Annotated in this window: 17 protein-coding genes; 8 read left to right on the top strand and 9 right to left on the bottom strand. The window is 66.9% G+C overall.

Annotation, left to right across the window (positions count from 1 at the left end; translation table 11 throughout):
- Position 1: 1 nt before the first annotated feature.
- On the top strand, positions 2-895 hold the full coding sequence (gene cyoE, locus AC5P9F_RS18550) for a heme o synthase (RefSeq protein ID WP_043035494.1): 894 nt from the start codon (positions 2-4) through the stop codon (positions 893-895).
- 146 nt (positions 896-1041) lie between these two features.
- The gene (locus AC5P9F_RS18545; RefSeq protein ID WP_043035495.1) at positions 1042-1848 is read left to right on the top strand and encodes a hypothetical protein; all 807 of its coding nucleotides are present in this window, start codon (positions 1042-1044) and stop codon (positions 1846-1848) included.
- A 116-nt stretch (positions 1849-1964) separates the two neighbouring features.
- Here AC5P9F_RS18545 and AC5P9F_RS18540 read toward each other — a convergent pair whose 3' ends face one another.
- The 6 genes from AC5P9F_RS18540 to rpsU all read right to left on the bottom strand — a co-directional run bounded on the left by AC5P9F_RS18540 (position 1965) and on the right by rpsU (position 7116).
- Positions 1965-2936: a bile acid:sodium symporter family protein gene (locus tag AC5P9F_RS18540; RefSeq protein WP_043035496.1), complete on the bottom strand. Its 972-nt coding sequence runs from the start codon at positions 2934-2936 to the stop codon at positions 1965-1967.
- Between the two features lie 31 nt (positions 2937-2967).
- Positions 2968-3468 (bottom strand): protein tyrosine phosphatase family protein, encoded by a 501-nt coding sequence (locus AC5P9F_RS18535; RefSeq protein ID WP_076739838.1) that lies wholly within the window; start codon positions 3466-3468, stop codon positions 2968-2970.
- A gap of 28 nt (positions 3469-3496) precedes the next feature.
- Complete coding sequence (dnaG, locus tag AC5P9F_RS18530; RefSeq protein WP_033833640.1) at positions 3497-5236, bottom strand: DNA primase; 1740 nt, start codon at positions 5234-5236, stop codon at positions 3497-3499.
- 60 nt (positions 5237-5296) lie between these two features.
- Positions 5297-6217, bottom strand: coding sequence for a YihY/virulence factor BrkB family protein (locus tag AC5P9F_RS18525; protein ID WP_049396179.1), 921 nt, complete (start codon positions 6215-6217; stop codon positions 5297-5299).
- 105 nt (positions 6218-6322) lie between these two features.
- Entirely contained in the window at positions 6323-6766 is a 444-nt protein-coding gene (locus AC5P9F_RS18520; RefSeq protein ID WP_005412032.1) for a GatB/YqeY domain-containing protein, read from the bottom strand.
- Positions 6767-6900: 134 nt separating this feature from the next.
- A complete protein-coding gene (gene rpsU / locus AC5P9F_RS18515; protein WP_002808376.1) occupies positions 6901-7116 on the bottom strand; it encodes a 30S ribosomal protein S21 in 216 nt (71 codons plus the stop codon).
- A gap of 166 nt (positions 7117-7282) precedes the next feature.
- Between rpsU and tsaD the strand changes: the two genes are divergently transcribed.
- Positions 7283-8308, top strand: coding sequence for a tRNA (adenosine(37)-N6)-threonylcarbamoyltransferase complex transferase subunit TsaD (tsaD, locus tag AC5P9F_RS18510; protein ID WP_043035499.1), 1026 nt, complete (start codon positions 7283-7285; stop codon positions 8306-8308).
- 33 nt (positions 8309-8341) lie between these two features.
- Here the strand turns inward: tsaD and AC5P9F_RS18505 are convergent, their stop codons facing one another.
- A complete protein-coding gene (locus tag AC5P9F_RS18505) occupies positions 8342-9007 on the bottom strand; it encodes a hypothetical protein (protein WP_062606925.1) in 666 nt (221 codons plus the stop codon).
- A 356-nt stretch (positions 9008-9363) separates the two neighbouring features.
- On the opposite strand from AC5P9F_RS18505, the gene folB reads away from it, so the two are divergent.
- From folB to AC5P9F_RS18485, 4 genes are all read left to right on the top strand, one after another.
- The gene (folB, locus tag AC5P9F_RS18500; protein ID WP_164225541.1) at positions 9364-9717 is read left to right on the top strand and encodes a dihydroneopterin aldolase; all 354 of its coding nucleotides are present in this window, start codon (positions 9364-9366) and stop codon (positions 9715-9717) included.
- A gap of 91 nt (positions 9718-9808) precedes the next feature.
- Positions 9809-11080, top strand: a complete 1272-nt coding sequence (locus AC5P9F_RS18495; protein ID WP_005407808.1) for a mechanosensitive ion channel family protein — start codon at positions 9809-9811, stop codon at positions 11078-11080.
- Between the two features lie 128 nt (positions 11081-11208).
- On the top strand, positions 11209-13383 hold the full coding sequence (locus AC5P9F_RS18490) for a glycoside hydrolase family 3 N-terminal domain-containing protein (protein ID WP_043035501.1): 2175 nt from the start codon (positions 11209-11211) through the stop codon (positions 13381-13383).
- 130 nt (positions 13384-13513) lie between these two features.
- Positions 13514-14059 (top strand): hypothetical protein, encoded by a 546-nt coding sequence (locus AC5P9F_RS18485; RefSeq protein WP_062606927.1) that lies wholly within the window; start codon positions 13514-13516, stop codon positions 14057-14059.
- Positions 14060-14123: 64 nt separating this feature from the next.
- Here AC5P9F_RS18485 and AC5P9F_RS18480 read toward each other — a convergent pair whose 3' ends face one another.
- Positions 14124-15293, bottom strand: coding sequence for a PQQ-dependent sugar dehydrogenase (locus AC5P9F_RS18480; protein ID WP_043035504.1), 1170 nt, complete (start codon positions 15291-15293; stop codon positions 14124-14126).
- Between the two features lie 168 nt (positions 15294-15461).
- Here AC5P9F_RS18480 and yiaA point away from each other — a divergent pair, with 168 nt between their 5' ends.
- Positions 15462-15914, top strand: coding sequence for an inner membrane protein YiaA (gene yiaA, locus AC5P9F_RS18475; RefSeq protein WP_012478947.1), 453 nt, complete (start codon positions 15462-15464; stop codon positions 15912-15914).
- An 87-nt stretch (positions 15915-16001) separates the two neighbouring features.
- Here the strand turns inward: yiaA and AC5P9F_RS18470 are convergent, their stop codons facing one another.
- A complete protein-coding gene (locus tag AC5P9F_RS18470) occupies positions 16002-16325 on the bottom strand; it encodes a hypothetical protein (RefSeq protein WP_005412038.1) in 324 nt (107 codons plus the stop codon).
- Between the last annotated feature and the right edge of the window lie 108 nt (positions 16326-16433).

Raw genomic sequence — 16433 nt, 5'->3', positions numbered from 1 at the left:
CATGTTTTCCAATTACCGCCAGTACTGGGACCTGACCAAGCCCAAGGTCGTTGCCCTGATCGTCTTCACCGCCCTGGTCGGCATGGTCCTGGCCATTCCGGGCGTGCCGAGCTGGGAGCAGATGCGCGCCGGCGTGCTCGGTTTCCTCGGCATCTGGCTGGCTGCTTCGGCTGCCGCCGCCATCAACCAGCTCCTGGACGCACACATCGATGCGCAGATGGCGCGCACCTCGTGGCGTCCGCTGGTGGTGGGCAAGGTCAAGCCGTGGCAGGTGCTGGTGTTCGCCGGCGTGCTGATCGTGCTGTCGATGACCATCCTGGTGCTGTGGGTGAACCTGATCACCGCCGTGCTGACCTTCGCCTCGCTGATCGGCTACGCGGTGATCTACACCGTGTACCTCAAGCGTGCGACCTCGCAGAACATCGTCATCGGTGGCCTGGCCGGCGCGATGCCGCCGATGCTGGGCTGGGCCGCAGTGACCGGCATGCAGGGTTCGTCGGACTGGGCGTACTCGTCGCTGCTGGTGCTGATCATCTTCATCTGGACCCCGCCGCACTTCTGGGCGCTGGCGATCTTCCGCCGCGAGGACTACGCCAAGGCGGAGATCCCGATGCTGCCGGTGACCCACGGCGTGGTGCATACCCGCAAGCAGATCATGGTGTATTCGGTGGTGCTGGCGCTGGTCTGCCTGCTGCCGTACCTGGTGGGCATGAGCGGTGCGTTCTACCTGGGCGGCGCGATCGTGCTCAACGCGGTGTTCCTCTGGTATGCCTGGCGCATGCTCAACCCGCCGGACGAATTGTTCTCGATGAAGATGTTCTATTACTCCATCGTGTACCTGATGGCGCTGTTCGCCTTCCTGCTTGTGGACCACTGGATCCTGCCCTGGTTGTGAGGGGCTGCCCTTTGTAGAGTCGAGCCACGCTCGACTCAGGCCCGGTCTGATGGCGGGAGCATCCACGCACGGCGTGGATCTACTTGAACCGCGGTTGCTGCGTCGCCATTGCTGTTCCTGACCGCAAAGGAAAGGAAGGCGCAGGGATGCATTCGATCTTCCGTTGGACCACCGCGCTGCTGCTGGCGCTGGGTGTGGCCCTCACCGCGCATGCCGATGACACCGCCGCGCAGATCCGCCAGCATGCCGGTGAGCACCGCCTGCTGGTACTGGGCGAATTCCACGGCACCCGCGAGACCCCGTTGCTGGTACGCCAGCTGGTGGACGACTACAGCCGCAACGGCCCGGTCCTGCTGGCGCTGGAACTGCCACGTGCCGAGAACCCTGTGCTGCGCGACTATCTGGAATCCGATGGCGGGGCCAGGGCGCGCCGGCACCTGCACGGCCGCGCGTTCTGGACCGTGCGCGATGACCAGCATGATGGTCGCCGCAGCCGCGACATGCTGGCGATGATCGAAGGCCTGCGTGTGCTGAAGACGCAGGGGCGCGTGATCGAAGTGGTTGGCTATGACGTCAATGCCAGCAGTGGCGGCAACCAGGCGCGCGATGACTTCATGGCAGCCGAATTGCGACGGCTCTATCGAGGGTTGCCAGACAATGCACGCATGCTGGTGCTGACTGGCAATGTCCACGCCATGCTGCGGCGGCCGGAAGGTATGCCGCCGGAAATGCAGAGGCAGCCGATGGCCTCCCAGCTGCGGGACCTGGATATCTACAGCGTGCGGTTGGGTGCGCTGCGTGGCCAGGCGTGGGCGTGCGCGGACCGTTGCATGGCGCGGCCACTTCCAGAGCAGGTGGCCCCGCGGCTGCGGGGCGATACCCATGCGGAACGGGCGTACGACCTGTGGGTGTGGATGCCGGAGCTGAGCGTCGGCACGCTCGTGGATCCGTAGCGTCAGGCAACCCATCCACGCATGGCGTGGATCTACTGGTGGTTCACGCCATCCGTGGTTTGGAGTAGACCCACGCCATGCGTGGATGGTCTACCCGGAACAACCCGCGCGCCCTGTCAGGGCGTGCGCCGCGCATAGCGCTGCGCGATCACGCCGCAGACGATCAATTGGATCTGGTGGTAGATCATCACCGGCAGCACGATCGCGCCCAGGCTGCCGCCGGCGAACAGCACCTTGGCGATCGGCACGCCGGTGGCCAGGCTCTTCTTCGAGCCGCAGAACACGATGGCGATCTCGTCCTCGCGGTTGAAGCGCAGCCGGCGGGCGATGAAGGTGATCAGCGGCATGGCGATGCCGAGCAGCACGGCAGCCACCACGGCCACGGCCAGCAACGAGAGCAGCGGTGTCTTGCTCCACAACCCTTCGGTCACCGCTTCGCCGAACGCCGAATACACCACCAGCAGGATCGTGCCCTGGTCGGTGTAGCGCAGCAGCGCGCGCTGCTTCTCCACCCAGCCGGCAATCCACGGCCGCAGCAGGTGGCCGGCCACGAACGGCACCAGCAGCTGCAGCATGATGCCGCCGATCGCGTGCAGTGGGTCATGCACGCCGCCGGAGGTGCCGGCCAGCGCGGTCAGCAGCAGTGGGGTCAGGAACACGCCGAGGATGCTCGACAGCGAGGCGCTGCACACCGCTGCCGGCACGTTGCCGCGGGCCATCGAGGTGAACGCGATGGACGACTGCACGGTGGACGGCAGGGTGCACAGGAACAGCACGCCCAGGTACAGCTCCGGAGTCAGCAGCCAGCCCGACAGTGGCTTGAACATCAGCCCCAGCAGCGGGAACAGGAGGAAGGTGCAGGCCAGGATGGTCAGGTGCAGCCGCCAGTGCAGCATGCCGCCGATGATCGACTCGCGCGGCAGGCGCGCGCCATGCAGGAAGAACAGCGCGGCGATGGCGACGGTGGTGACATCGTCGAGCACGATGGCGGCGGCGCCCTTCATCGGCAGCAGCGAGGCCAGGCCGACGGTGCACAGCAGGGCGAGGGTGAAGTTGTCCGGTCGCAGGCGCGACCACCAGCGGGTCATGGTGGGCAGAGTCCTTGGTGCGGAGGGTGGTTCAGGGCGAGGTGACCGGTGTGGCCAGGCGCTGGCGGGTGGCGGCTTCCAGCGACTTCAGGCCGGCGCGCTGGCCGAGCTGAAGCGCCTGCTCCGGGCTGGCATGCTCATAGCGGGCATTGACCAGGCCGAGCACGGCACCGGCGCGGTTGCCGGAGGCGCAGTGCAGCAGCACCGGCCCCTGGCTCTGCTGCAGGGCCTGGTGCACGGCGCGCACATTGGCCGCGTCCAGGCCCTCGGCGCCGGCCACCGGAATGCGCACATAGCGCAGGCCCAGCGATTCGGCCGCGTGGATTTCATCGAAGCCCCGGTCCTCGCCAGGCTGGCGCAGGTCGATCACCGTGCGCACGCCCTGCGCGGCCAGGGCCTGCAGCTGTGCGGCGCTGGGCTGGCCGCCGGCATACAGGCCAGAGCGGACTTCGTTGAGGGGCGTGTCTTCGGCCAGGGCCGTCAGTGACAGGCAGAGTGACAACAACAGCAGGCAGGTCAGGCGCAGCAGCATGGTCCTCTCTCCGTGAAACGTTCTGCTGCTACAGGCGCAGCCCGGCGCGGGCCTTCAGCAGCTCGCGCAGTTCGTATTTGTCAGTATCGTCCAGACCCTGCTGGCGCTGCTTTGCCAACAACTCCTCCAGACGTTGCACCAGCAGCTGTTTCTCCAGCTGGGCCACTGCGTCGTGCAGTTCCTGGGTCCAGCTGGCTTCGGTGCCGGGCAGCGTCTGTGCGGCCAATGTATGCAGCGAGGCCTGTTCCTCGCGGCCGTCGAAGTGTTCCAGCAGGGCGCCGGTGCTGATGTCCGGGCGCTGTTCGACCAGCCCCAGCAGCTCCAGAAGCAGTTCCACACCGGGCAGGCGCAGGCCCTGGAAGTGATGCTTGCCGCCCAGGGTCAGCGCCAGCGAGGGTTGCTGCAGCAGCACGGCGATCGCGCCGCGCACCAGGCTGCGCCTGGCCACCGGCTGGATCGTGCGCGAAGGCTGGCGTTGCGGCATCGGCGTGCGTGCAGCCTGGGCGTTGCCGCCGAGCCCGGTCAGCTGCGCCAGCTGCTGCTTCATCAGGTCGCCGAAGGCACCGTCGGGAATCTGCGCCAGCATCGGCTTTGCGCGCTCGGCCAGGCGTGCCTTGCCATCGAGCGTGCCCAGGTTGATCTCGCGGGTCAGTTCGTCGAAGAAGAACTGCGACAGCGGCGTGGCCTGCTTCAGGCGCTCGTTGAAGGCCTCGGCGCCTTCCTTGCGCACGATGGTGTCCGGGTCCTCGCCATCGGGCAGGAACAGGAAGAAGGCCTGGCGGCCATCCTTCATGCGCGGCAGCACCGACTCCAGCGCCTTCCAGCCGGCGCGGCGGCCGGCGGCGTCGCCGTCGAAGCAGAAGAACACGTCCGGCGCGTTGCGGAACAGCAGCTCGGCATGGTCCGGCGTGGTTGCGGTACCCAGTGTTGCCACCGCCTGGGTGACACCGAACTGGAACAGCGAGACCACGTCCATGTAGCCCTCGACCACGATCAACCGCTCGATCTTCTGGTTGGCCTGGCGCACCTGCCACAGGCCGTACAGTTCGCGGCCCTTGTGGAACAGCGCGGTTTCGGGCGAGTTGAGGTACTTGGGGCCGTCGTCCTTCTCGAACACGCGGCCGCCGAAGGCGATCACCCGGCCGCGACGATCGAAGATCGGGAACATCACCCGGTCGCGGAACTTGTCGTAGACATGGCCGCGATCGTTCTTGGAGAACAGGCCGGCGCGGTCGAGCAGCTTCATGCGCCGCTCGTCCTTGCCCAGTGCATCGCGCAGGCCGCTGTACCCATCCGGCGCATAGCCGATCTGGAAGCGCGCGCGGTTCTCTTCGTCCACGCCACGCCCATCAAGGTAACTGCGTGCCTTGTCGCTGCCTTCCAGGTTCTTCTGGAAGAACCGGGCGGCGGCATCCAGTGCCGAATACAGCTCGCGGCTGTCGTCCTGCTGCTGGGGGCTGCGCGGGTTCTCGTTGCGCGGTACTTCCATGCCCGCGCGCTTGGCCAGCTCATCCACCGCGTCGAGGAACTCGAGGCGGTCGTAGTTCATCAGGAAGCTGATCGCGGTGCCGTGCGCGCCGCAGCCGAAGCAGTGATAGAACTGCTTGGTGGGCGAGACCGTGAACGACGCGGAGCGCTCGTCATGGAACGGGCAGCGCGCGGCGTACTCCTTGCCCTGGCGCTTCAAAGGCACGCGGCTGCCCACCACCTCGACGATGTCGGTGCGGGCGAGCAGGTCGTCGATGAAAGCGTCGGGGATACGGGCCATGGGCAACAGGGCAGGGCGCGGTGCAGGACCACGTGACGGAACCGGGGCGGTTGGCCTAGTTTACCCCCTGTCGGGCACCTGGCTGGCGGTTGCCGGATCAATGCCGGCTGCGGCCAGGTGATGACGCGCGCGCAGGCGCTCATCGATCACCGCCGTCATCAGGGCGCCAACGAAGAACACGACGGTGGCGTAGTAGATCCAGACCAGCGAGATCACCAGCGCGCCCATCGAGCCGTAGGCACTGCCGGGGGCCACGGTGGCGATGTAGACGCCGATGCCGTACCGGCCCAGTGCGAACAGTGCCGAGGTGATGACGCCGCCGATGAAGGCCTGGCGCCACGCCACGCGACGGTCGGGCAGGTAGTGGTACATGAAGGCGAAGCCGACTGCGTACAGCAGCAGGCTCGTGACGTACCCCAGCGCGGGCAGGATCGAGGGCAGTTGCGCGAAGGCCACCTGCAGCACCGTGGTGGCGGTCATCGACAGGATCAGCAGGAAGCCCAGCGCCAGCACCACGCCGAACGAGAACACGCGCTTGCGCAGCCAGGCCTTGAGGCCTTCCAGGCGCTCGCCGCTGGTGCGGAAGATCAGGTTCAGTGCGTTCTGCAGCTGGGCGAACACGGCGGTGGCGCCGACGAACAGCAGCAGCGTGCTCCACACACCCGCCAGCGAGCCGACATCCGGCTGGTTGTCGGCGTTCTTCAGAACGGTTTCGGCCACGGTGGCCGCGCTGCTGCCGGCCACCGAGCTGATCTGGTCGATCAGTGCCTGCTGGGCCGGTGGGTACAGCGAGGCGGTCAGCCACAGCAGCAGCACCAGCAACGGTGCCATCGACAGCAGGGCGTAGAAGGAGACGGAAGCTGCCTGGGTCAGCACGTCGACGTCGATGAAGCGCTTGGCCACCGCCATCGGGAAGCTGTCCTGCAGGCGCTTGATGTACTTGTGCAGTGACACGGGAACGTTGGGCTCGGGTTCAACCATGTGTGCGGTTGTAGCAGGCGACCGACGAAGGTGCGGTGAAGCGGGTGCATCAATGGGGTCAGAGCCCTTCCGCGTCGCGGAAGGGATCCGACCGCAAGTGCTGGATTACGCCAGCAGCTGCTTGACCAGCTTGGAGACCAGGCCCATGTCGGCCTGGCCGGCGAGCTTGGGCTTCAGTGCGCCCATCAGCTTGCCCATGTCGGCCGGGCCGGAGGCGCCGGTTTCGGCGATGGCGGCCTGGATGGCGGCCACGATCTCGGCTTCGCCCATCTTGGCCGGCAGGTAGGCTTCGATGACCACGATCTCGGCGCGCTCGATCTCGGCCAGGTCTTCGCGGTTGGCGGCTTCGTACTGGCTGACCGAGTCCTTGCGCTGCTTGACCATCTTGTCGAGCACGGCGATCACGGCGGTGTCGTCCAGTTCGATGCGCTCGTCCACTTCGCGCTGCTTGATGGCGGCATTGATCAGGCGGATCACGCCCAGCTTGTGCTTCTCGCCCGCCTTCATGGCGGCCTTCATGTCTTCGGTGAGCTGCTGCTTCATGCTCATGAGGAACCTCGTGGTGGTAGGTGGGGCGGGGGCGGATGCCCGAACCCGGAAACGCAAAAAGCCGGCGACGCTCGCGCGTGCCGGCTTCGGCTCCATCGCGACAGGCAGGCCCGCCGCAATGAAGATGCGTCCGATCAGTACAGGCGCTGACGCTTGGTGACGTCGCGCGACGAGCGGCGCAGCTGACGCTTCACAGCAGCGGCGGCCTTGCGCTTGCGCTCCTGGGTCGGCTTTTCGTAGAACTCGCGCTTGCGGGTTTCGGCCAGCACACCGGCCTTTTCGCAAGTGCGCTTGAAGCGGCGAAGAGCAAACTCGAAGGGCTCGTTCTCGCGGACTTTGACGCTGGGCATGGAATCTCCGGGACACAGTAGAACCGGGTCACGCCCGGCGAGCCGCACATTATAGCGGCGAATAGACAAACTGCAAGCGGCCAACCCTGAATACGGGCCGGAAGTTCGAAAGCAGTGAGATCTGCACATCCCCCGAGGGGGCGGCAGGGGCGTCATAATAGCAGGCATGCGAGTCCTTGGCATCGAATCTTCCTGTGATGAGACCGGCGTGGCGGTGTATGACACCGGCCTGTCCGGCAGCGCGGCCCTGCGCGCCCATGCGGTCTACAGCCAGATCGCCCTGCACGCCGAATACGGTGGTGTGGTGCCAGAGCTGGCCAGCCGCGACCACGTCCGCAAGCTTCTGCCGCTGGTGCGCCAGACCCTGGCCGAAGCCGGTCTGGGGGTAGACGATATCGATGGCGTGGCCTATACGGCCGGTCCCGGCCTGGTCGGCGCGCTGCTGGTGGGCGCGGGCGTGGCGCGTTCGCTGGCCTGGGCGCTGGAGGTACCAGCCGTGGGCGTACACCATATGGAAGGCCACCTGCTGGCCCCGCTGATGGAAGACGACCCGCCGGAAGCGCCGTTCGTGGCACTGCTGGTGTCCGGTGGCCATACCCAGCTGGTGGCGGTGGATGCGATTGGCCAGTACCGCCTGCTGGGCGAAACCCTGGATGATGCGGCCGGCGAGGCCTTCGACAAGACCGCCAAGCTGATGGGGCTGCCGTACCCGGGCGGCCCGCAGCTGGCCAGGCTGGCCGAGCAGGGCACGCCGGGCGCGTACCGCTTCGCGCGGCCGATGACCGACCGCCCGGGGCTGGATTTCAGCTTCTCCGGCCTGAAGACCCAGGTCCTGATGGCCTGGCGCGACAGCGACCAGAGCGAGCAGACCCGTGCCGACATCGCCCGGGGCTTTGAAGATGCGGTGGTCGAGACCCTGTCGATCAAGTGCGAGCGCGCGCTGGACGCGGCGGGGACCAACGTGATCGTGGTGGCCGGTGGCGTCGGCGCCAACAAGCGCCTGCGCGCCCGCCTGCAGCAGATGGCCGAGCGCCTCGGCGGCCGCGCCTGTTTCCCGCGGCCGGCGCTGTGCACCGACAACGGCGCGATGATCGCCTTCGCCGGCGCCCTGCGCCTGCAGGCCGGCCAGCACAGCCCGCCGAAAGTGGATGTGACCCCGCGCTGGGACATGGCGACCCTGCCGGCGGTGTGAACCGGTTGCGCCGGGCCACGGCCGGCGGACGCATTACCAATGCACTGCCAACGGCGACGCGGCCAACACCGTCGTCGCCCGCTCATGGCGTTGCAGCCAGCCCAGCGTGTGTGGGCAGCGGGCATGGATCAGCCGCCCGATCGCGGCCAGGTCGGCGCCGATGTCGCGCTCGAGGATGGGCTCGTGATGGGCGATGCGGTTGCGCAGGTGGCGGATGCGTCCGATATCCGCATGGATGGCTTTCCTGACGGCACTGGGATGAGCAGAGGGAGCATGCTGCAGAACCCTGCTGAGTGCGGGTATCCAAAGCGTGGAGTCGAAGCGACAGGTAAAGAGTTGCTGCCAGAACACCATCGGCAGGTTGGCGACGATCCCAGGTGTATCGGTTACGCGGCTGGCAAGTTGTTCCAGTACCGTGCGCGGAGAAGTACTGGATGAGGTTGGCAGCCTCCGTCGGAAGGCATTATTCCAGGGCCAACGCGGGCCATGCTGCCTGGCGAGCACAGCTGCAGCGGCGTTGCGGGTGACCACTTCGCACAGATGGACCGGCATCATCAGTGCACTGCACATCCGCATGTTCCACAGGTACAGGGATTCGGCTGTGACGTCGGGGCTGCAGCTCGATGCGATTCTCTCGTAAGTAGACAGACGCTCCGCTGACAACGCGCGCCGCAGTACATCGTATGGAGCCATCGTCATGTGCGGTGGTGAAGGAGGAATCGATGTTCGCGAGAGTGGGCGGCGGCGACCATCAGGGAACGTCCTTGTCCGCGCGGCTGATTTTCTGCGTTTTGCCTCGGACGAATACCTGACCTGTCCTGTCGGATTTGGCCTTGACCGGCGATCTGGTCCTTGCCTAATCTGCGTGCCTGCGCCACCGGGACTCGCGGCTGGATTTCAGCTCCCCCCGGGGACAAACGGTAGTACCAAAGGGCCCCGCTAGCAGGGCCCTTTGTTTTTTCCGGACCGCCCCACGCCGGTGGCCCGCCGCCCGTTCCGGGCAGGCTCACCGCCGTGCCGGTACCATGGCCGTCTGTATTCGGCTGGTAACCGCAATGGACAAGGTTTTCATCGAGGGGCTGACGATCGACGCCCTGATCGGCATCTACGATTGGGAGCGGCGGATCCGCCAGGACCTGGTGTTCGACCTGGAAATGGGCTTCGACAACCGTCGCCCCGCAGCCACCGATGACATCGCCCACACCCTGAACTACAAGGCGGTGAGCAAGCGCCTGGAACACTTCGTGCGCGAGTCGGAGTTCGGCCTGGTCGAGACCCTGGCCGAACGTTGCGCGCAGATCGTGCTGGACGAATTCGACGTGAAGTGGCTGCGCCTGAAGCTGAGCAAGCCGGGCGCGGTGCGCGGCGCGCGTGCGGTGGGCGTGATCATCGAACGCACGCGGGACTGACCCGGTCGCGCCGGCCATTGGCCGGCAACCCCGGTAGTGCCGGCCGCTGGCCGGCAACCTTGGCAACAACGAAACAGACAGGAGACAACCGATGGTGGACGCGGTGGTGGCGGTACAGTGGCTGGAACGGCTGCAGAACACACTGGAACCCTATCCTGGCGCCTACCTGGCGTTGATGATCTCGGCGCTGCTGATCGCCGCTGGCCTGGCCAACTGGGTGACCAAGCGCATCCTGCTGCGCGGGCTGCGACGCCTGCTCAGCCGCCTGCCGGGCGCTGATACCGGCCGCGGCAGCCACCTGATGCGGGTGATCTCGCGTCTGTCCAATGTGGTGCCCAGCCAGGTGATCGCCTCGGGCATCCGCATCGTGCCGGACCTGCCGCCGGGGCTGGTGAGCTTCATCATCGGCGCCTGCCAGGCGTGGGCGATCCTGACCGTGGTGCTGGCCATCTCGCATGCGCTGGATGCGGCCAATGATCTCTACGAGCGCCGCCCCGAGGCACGCAACAAGCCGATCAAGGGGTACCTGCAGGTCGCCAAGATCGTCATCTTCGTGATCGCCGGCCTGTCGATCGTTGCCACCCTGGCCGGCGTCGACCTCCGCTATCTGGTCACCGGTCTCGGCGCCGCCACCGCAGTGCTGATGCTGATCTTCCAGGACACCATCCTGTCGCTGGTGGCCAGCGTACAGATCAGTGGCGATGGTCGTGTGCGCATCGGTGACTGGATCGAGATGCCCAGCCAGAACGCCGATGGCGATGTGATCGACATCGCCCTGCACACCATCACCGTGCAGAACTTCGACAAGACCATCACCACCATCCCGACCAAGAAGCTGGTGACCGAGTCGTTCAAGAACTGGCGCGGCATGCAGGAGGCGGGTGGGCGCCGGATCAAGCGCGCGCTGTACCTGGACCAGCACAGCGTCGGCTTCCTGGATGAGGGCGACCTGGCCTTCCTCGGTGAATTCGCGCTGCTGCGCGACTACCTGCAGGCCAAGGAGCAGGAACTGGGGCAGTGGAACGGGCGCCTGCGCGAGCAGGGCGTGGCCGAGGTCAACAGCCGCCGGGTGACCAACCTGGGTACCTTCCGGGCCTATGTGGAGCGTTACCTGCGCAGCCACCCGGGCATCCATACCGACATGACCCTGCTGGTACGTCAGCTGCAGCCGACCACCGAAGGCCTGCCGCTGGAGCTGTACTGCTTCACCCGCAGCACCGCCTGGGGCGAGTACGAGGCGGTGCAGTCGGACATCTTCGACCACCTGCTGGCGATCCTACCGGCCTTCGGCCTGCGGGTGTTCCAGGCCTCCAGCGACGCCATGTTGATGGCCGGGCAGCGCCAGTTGGCTGGCTCGGAGTAAGCTGCGGTGCCCCCGGCGGGGCCATACGGACCCCGCTGGTGGCTGAAACTGAATGAACAAACCCCTCGCCAAATCGTCCGGGATCGCTAGAATGCCGGGCTTGTAAACGTTTTCATCAAGGACTGCCGGTGGCCTCCGATCGCATCGAATCCCTCATTGCCCAGATGACCGTCGAGGAAAAGGTCGGCCAGCTGGGTGTCTTCGCGGACATGGTCCGCCCGTTCGCCCCGGACGTGAACCCGGAAGCCAACGTGCGCAATGCCGACCAGGTGCTGCAGCAGGTGCGCGAGGGCAAGGTCGGCTCGCTGTTCAATGGTGTGGGCGCCGAACTGGGCCGCCGGATCCAGCAGGTCGCCACCGAAGAGAGCCGCCTGGGCATCCCGGTGATCCTGGCGGCCGACGTCATCCACGGCATGCGCACCGTGTTCCCGATCCCGCTGGGCGAGGCCGCCAGCTTCGAGCCGGCGCTGGCCGAGCGCACCGCGCGCGCCACCGCCATCGAGGCCACGGCCGCTGGCCTGCACTGGACCTATGCCCCGGCCGTGGACATCGCCCGCGACCAGCGCTGGGGCCGTGGCGCCGAAGGTGCCGGTGAGGACGTGGTGCTGGGCTGTGCCTTTGCCGCCGCCCGCGTGCGCGGCTTCCAGGGCAGCGACCTGCGCGCCGCCGATTCGCTGCTGGCCACGCCGAAGCACTTCGCCGCCTATGGCGCGGTGATGGCCGGCATGGAATACAACATGGTGGACATCTCGCCGCAGACCCTGCGCGACGTGCACCTGCCACCGTTCAAGGCCGCCTTCGACGCCGGCGCGATCACCGTGATGTCCTCGTTCAACGACATCAACGGCGTGCCGGCCAGTGCCAACGCCGAACTGCTGACCGACATCCTGCGCGGTGAATGGAAGTTCCCGGGCGTGGTGATCTCCGACTACACCGCCGATATGGAACTGGTCGCGCACGGCTATGCCGCCGACGACCGCGATGCCACTGCCAAGGCGTTCACCGCCGGCCTGGACCTGAGCATGCAGAGCGGCTTCTACGCCGAGCACCTGCCGGGCCTGGTCGAGAGCGGCGAGGTGCCGATGGCGGTGCTGGATGAGGGCGTGCGCCGCATCCTGTGGCTGAAGGAAACCATCGGCCTGTTCGACGACCCGTACCGTTCGCTGGACCCGGCGCGCGAAGCCGATACCTCGTACCTCGCCGCGCATGACGAACTGTCGCGCGATGCCGCGCGCCGTTCGATCGTGCTGCTGAACAACCGTGACAACGTGCTGCCGCTGCAGAAGACCGGGCAGAAGATCGCGCTGATCGGCCCGTTCGTGCAGGACCGCGAGAACATTGAAGGCTGCTGGACCCTGTTCGGCGACAAGCAGCGTTACGTGGACCTGGAAACCGGCGTGCGCGCCGCCATCGGCGATGAAGCGCTGCTGGAGATCGTGCCGGGCTGCGAACTGGAAACTGCCATTCCGGGCGGCACCGAAGCAGCGGTGGCTGCCGCGCTGCGCGCCGACGTGGTGGTGCTGGCGCTGGGCGAACCGCAGCGCTACAGCGGTGAAGCGCAGTCGCGCGTGGAGATCACCCTGCCGCCGGCACAGCAGGCACTGGCCGAGGCGGTGGCGATGACCGGCAAGCCGCTGGTGGTGCTGCTGCGCAACGGCCGTGCGCTGGCACTGCAGGGCGCGGTGCGCAACGCGCACGCGGTGGCGGTCACCTGGTACCTGGGCACGCAGACCGGCCATGCCGTGGCTGATGTGCTGTTCGGCGACTACAGCCCGTCCGGCCGCCTGCCGGTCAGCTTCCCGCAGGTGTCCGGCCAGCAGCCGTACTTCTACAACCACCCGCGCACCGGCCGCCCGGAACTGCCGACCATGTCGGAGTTCAAGGCTCGCTGGCGCGAGATCCCGAACGAGCCGCTGTACCCGTTCGGCCACGGCATCGGCTACACCACCTTCGCCTACGGCGTGCCGCAGCTGAGTGCGGCGCAGCTCGGCTGGGACGACACCCTGACTATCACCACCACGCTGACCAACAGCGGCGACGTGGCCGGCGAGGAAGTGGTGCAGCTGTACATCCACGACCGCGTGGCCAGCCGCGTGCGTCCGGTGCGTGAACTGAAGGACTTCCGCAAGGTGGCACTGCAGCCAGGCGAGTCGACCGACGTGGTGTTCACCCTCACCCGCGAGCAACTGGCCTTCACCGGCCGCGACGGCGTGCTGCGTGCCGAACCGGGCCACTTTGACCTGTGGGTCTGCGCGTCCTCGGCGGCCGGCCAAGCCGTGCAGTTCGAGCTGCTGAAGGCCTGATCGAAGAAAAAGGGGACGGAGGGGATTAAGTCGTTTGTGCCACTGACGACTTAATCCCCTCCGTCCCCTTTTTGTTGTCCTCACCGCGGCGGCGCTACCATCGGGCTCCCTGTTTCGATGGAGTGCGCGCATGCGCCGGATGGCTTGTCTGATTCCCGCCCTGATGCTGGCCGCCTGTTCGCAGCCGGCGGCACCGCCGGCCGAGCCTGCGGCGGATGCACCGCCGCCGATGGAGGCCAGCGCCCCGGCAACGCCTGCGGCATCTGCCACTGAACCCGCTGCTTCGGCACCGGCCGCGGCCGCAGCGGAAGCGCCCGCCGAAGACGCACGCGCACGCATCGAAACGCTGCTTGGCGATGCGGCGCAGTTCGAGAAGGTCTTCAATGCGTTCAAGGCCGCCGTGGTTGGCGGCGATCGCGCTGCGGTGGTCGAGGAAGTGCGCTTTCCATTGAACGTCGGTGGCGGAAAGAAGATCACCGGCCCCGGTGAGTTCCAGCGCAACTACGAGAAGATCATCACCCCGGCGGTGGTCAAGGCGGTGTCCGAGCAGGATTTCGGCAAGGTGTTCGTCAACCAGCAGGGCGTGATGATCGGCAGCGGCCAGGTGTGGTTGAACGGGCAGTGCCTGGACCAGGCCTGCACGAAGACCGAGGTGAAGGTCATCACCATCCAATGAACGCAGACGGCCCCGCGTGCGGGGCCGTTGCGGACAAACGTGCCGGCCAGCGGCCGGCACTACCTCAGGTGCTCGGGGTGAGCTTCAGCAGGCGCGCCTTGCTGCCGTCTTCCAGCAGCCACAGGGCGCCATCCGGGCCCTGTTCCACTTCGCGGATGCGCTCGCCCATGTTGAAGCGTTCGGCTTCGCGCGCGCTGTCGCCGTCGAAGGCCACGCGCACCAGCGAGGTGGAGGACAGGCCGCCGATGAAGCCGCTGCCCTTCCACTGCGGGAACAGGTTGCCGCTGTAGATCACGAAGCCGGCCGGCGAGATCACCGGCGTCCAGGTCACCTTCGGCGCGGCGAATTCCGGGCGGGTGCTGTGGTCGGGAATCGGCCGGCCGTCGTAATGGTCACCATTGGAAACGATCGGGTAGCCGTAGTTGGCGCCGCGCACGATCAGGTTCAGTTCGTCACCGCCGGCCGGGCCCATCTCGTGTGCCCACAGCTTGCCGTTGGCATCGAAGGCCATGCCGAGGATGTTGCGGTGGCCCAGTGACCACACCTGCGCGGCCACGCCGCCCTGCGAGGCGAATGGGTTGTCGGCGGGCAGGCTGCCATCATCGTTGAGGCGGATGATCTTGCCGAGGTTGCCGCCCATGTCCTGCGCCGGATCGAACTTCTGGCGCTCGCTGGAGCTGATCCACAGCTTGCCGTCCGGGCCGAAAGCAAGGCGATGGCCGTAGTGGCCTTCACCACTCACCTTCGGGCTCTGTCGCCAGATCACCTTCAGGTCCTTCAGCTGGCCGGCACCGTTGGCATCCAGCGCCAGCGTGGCACGGGCCACGGCAGCGCCGCGGGTGTCCAGCGTGCCTTCCTCGGCATAGCTGAGATAGATCACGTGGTTGCTCGCGAATTGCGGGTGCAGGATCACGTCACCGAAGCCGCCCTGGCCGCCGTAAGCGACCTTCGGAACGCCGGTAATCTCGTGCTTCTGGCCGCTGGCCAGGTCCAGGTGCTGCAGCTTGCCGCGCTTTTCGGTGACCAGCAGGCTGCCGTCCGGCAGGAAGGTCATCGCCCACGGCTGGTCGAACCGGCTGATTTCGGTGGCGGTGAACGGGCGCTGGTCGGCAGTGGTGGAGGCTGCGGGCGCTGCGGTCTGGGCGCCGTTGGCGGCCGGGTCGGCGGCATTGCAGGCGGAGGTGGCAAGGATCGGCACAAGGCCGAGGGCGAGCAGCAGGGGCGTGCGGGTCATGGGTATCTCCAGTGCGGGGATGCGGATGGCCGGGCTGTCCCTTGTATACCACCGGCGCCGTGAGCGTCGTGGCCCGAAGGTCCTGCGACCCCTGTGCGAGCGCGGCGGGATCGTCTAGGGTGGGCACGCCCGGGCAAAGCGTGCCCGTCTGCCTGCCAAGGATCTGCAATGAACACTGCCATGCCCCACAAGCCCTCTACCGCCTTCATCGCCGCCTCATGGGTGGCCCTGCTGCTGGGTGCGGCGGCCTACCTGATCGGTCTGTTCAACGCCACGATGGCGCTCAACGAAAAGGGCTACTACCTGACCCTGCTGCTGTTCGGCCTGTTCGCGGCGGTGTCGCTGCAGAAGAGCGTGCGTGACCGCGTCGAGGGCATTCCGGTGAGTGGCCTGTACTACGCGCTGTGCTGGTTCGCACTGCTGTCGGCGTTGATGCTGCTGCTGGTTGGCCTGTGGAATGCCACGCTGGCACCGAGCGAGAAGGGCTTCTACGGCATGGCGTATGCACTGTCGCTGTTCGGCGCGGTGGCGGTGCAGAAGAACACCCGCGACCTGATCGCCGCCGGTGGCGGTGAGAGCAAGCGCAGCGCGGTCGCGCCGCCGCTGCCGGAACAGGAGTGAATGTGTAGAGCCGGGCCCATGCTCGGCTGTCCTGCGGCGTTTGTTGAGTCGAGCCGAGCGTAGGCTCGGCCCGACAAAAGCGTGGCGCTATCGCTTCAACAGCGGATCCGCCTGCTGCGCGTCCTCCCAGCCACGGCGCACGGCATTGCGTGCCTGCGCCCATTCCAGCCGGCTGCGGCCACGCTCGCTGGCCCAGCGCGACTCCAGTTCAGCTTCGACCTGTTCGTAGGCGCGGATCATGTCCTGCGCACGCGCGGCATGGCCGATGCGGTAGGCCGGTTCATAGTCCTCGAAGAACAGCTGGTCGTCGTAGTACGGTTCGGCGGTGTAGCGTTCGCGCCAGTAGTTGCTGACCGCATCGCGCGGCGTGCTGTCGTCCGGTACGCGGCCGGGGATCTGGTACTCGGTCATGGAAGGCTCCGTTGTGGACGAAGCCTGATCCTGCCTGCGTGGCGGTTAACGGCCCGGTCCGGCAGCGTGATCACCAGATCAATCCGCCGGGCATGGCCCGGCGCTATC

Source organism: Stenotrophomonas sp. YJH_SMC_4 (assembly GCF_059371575.1).
Note: the sequence above shows the minus strand (reverse complement) of the source record. Positions and strands in the feature narration are given on the sequence as shown.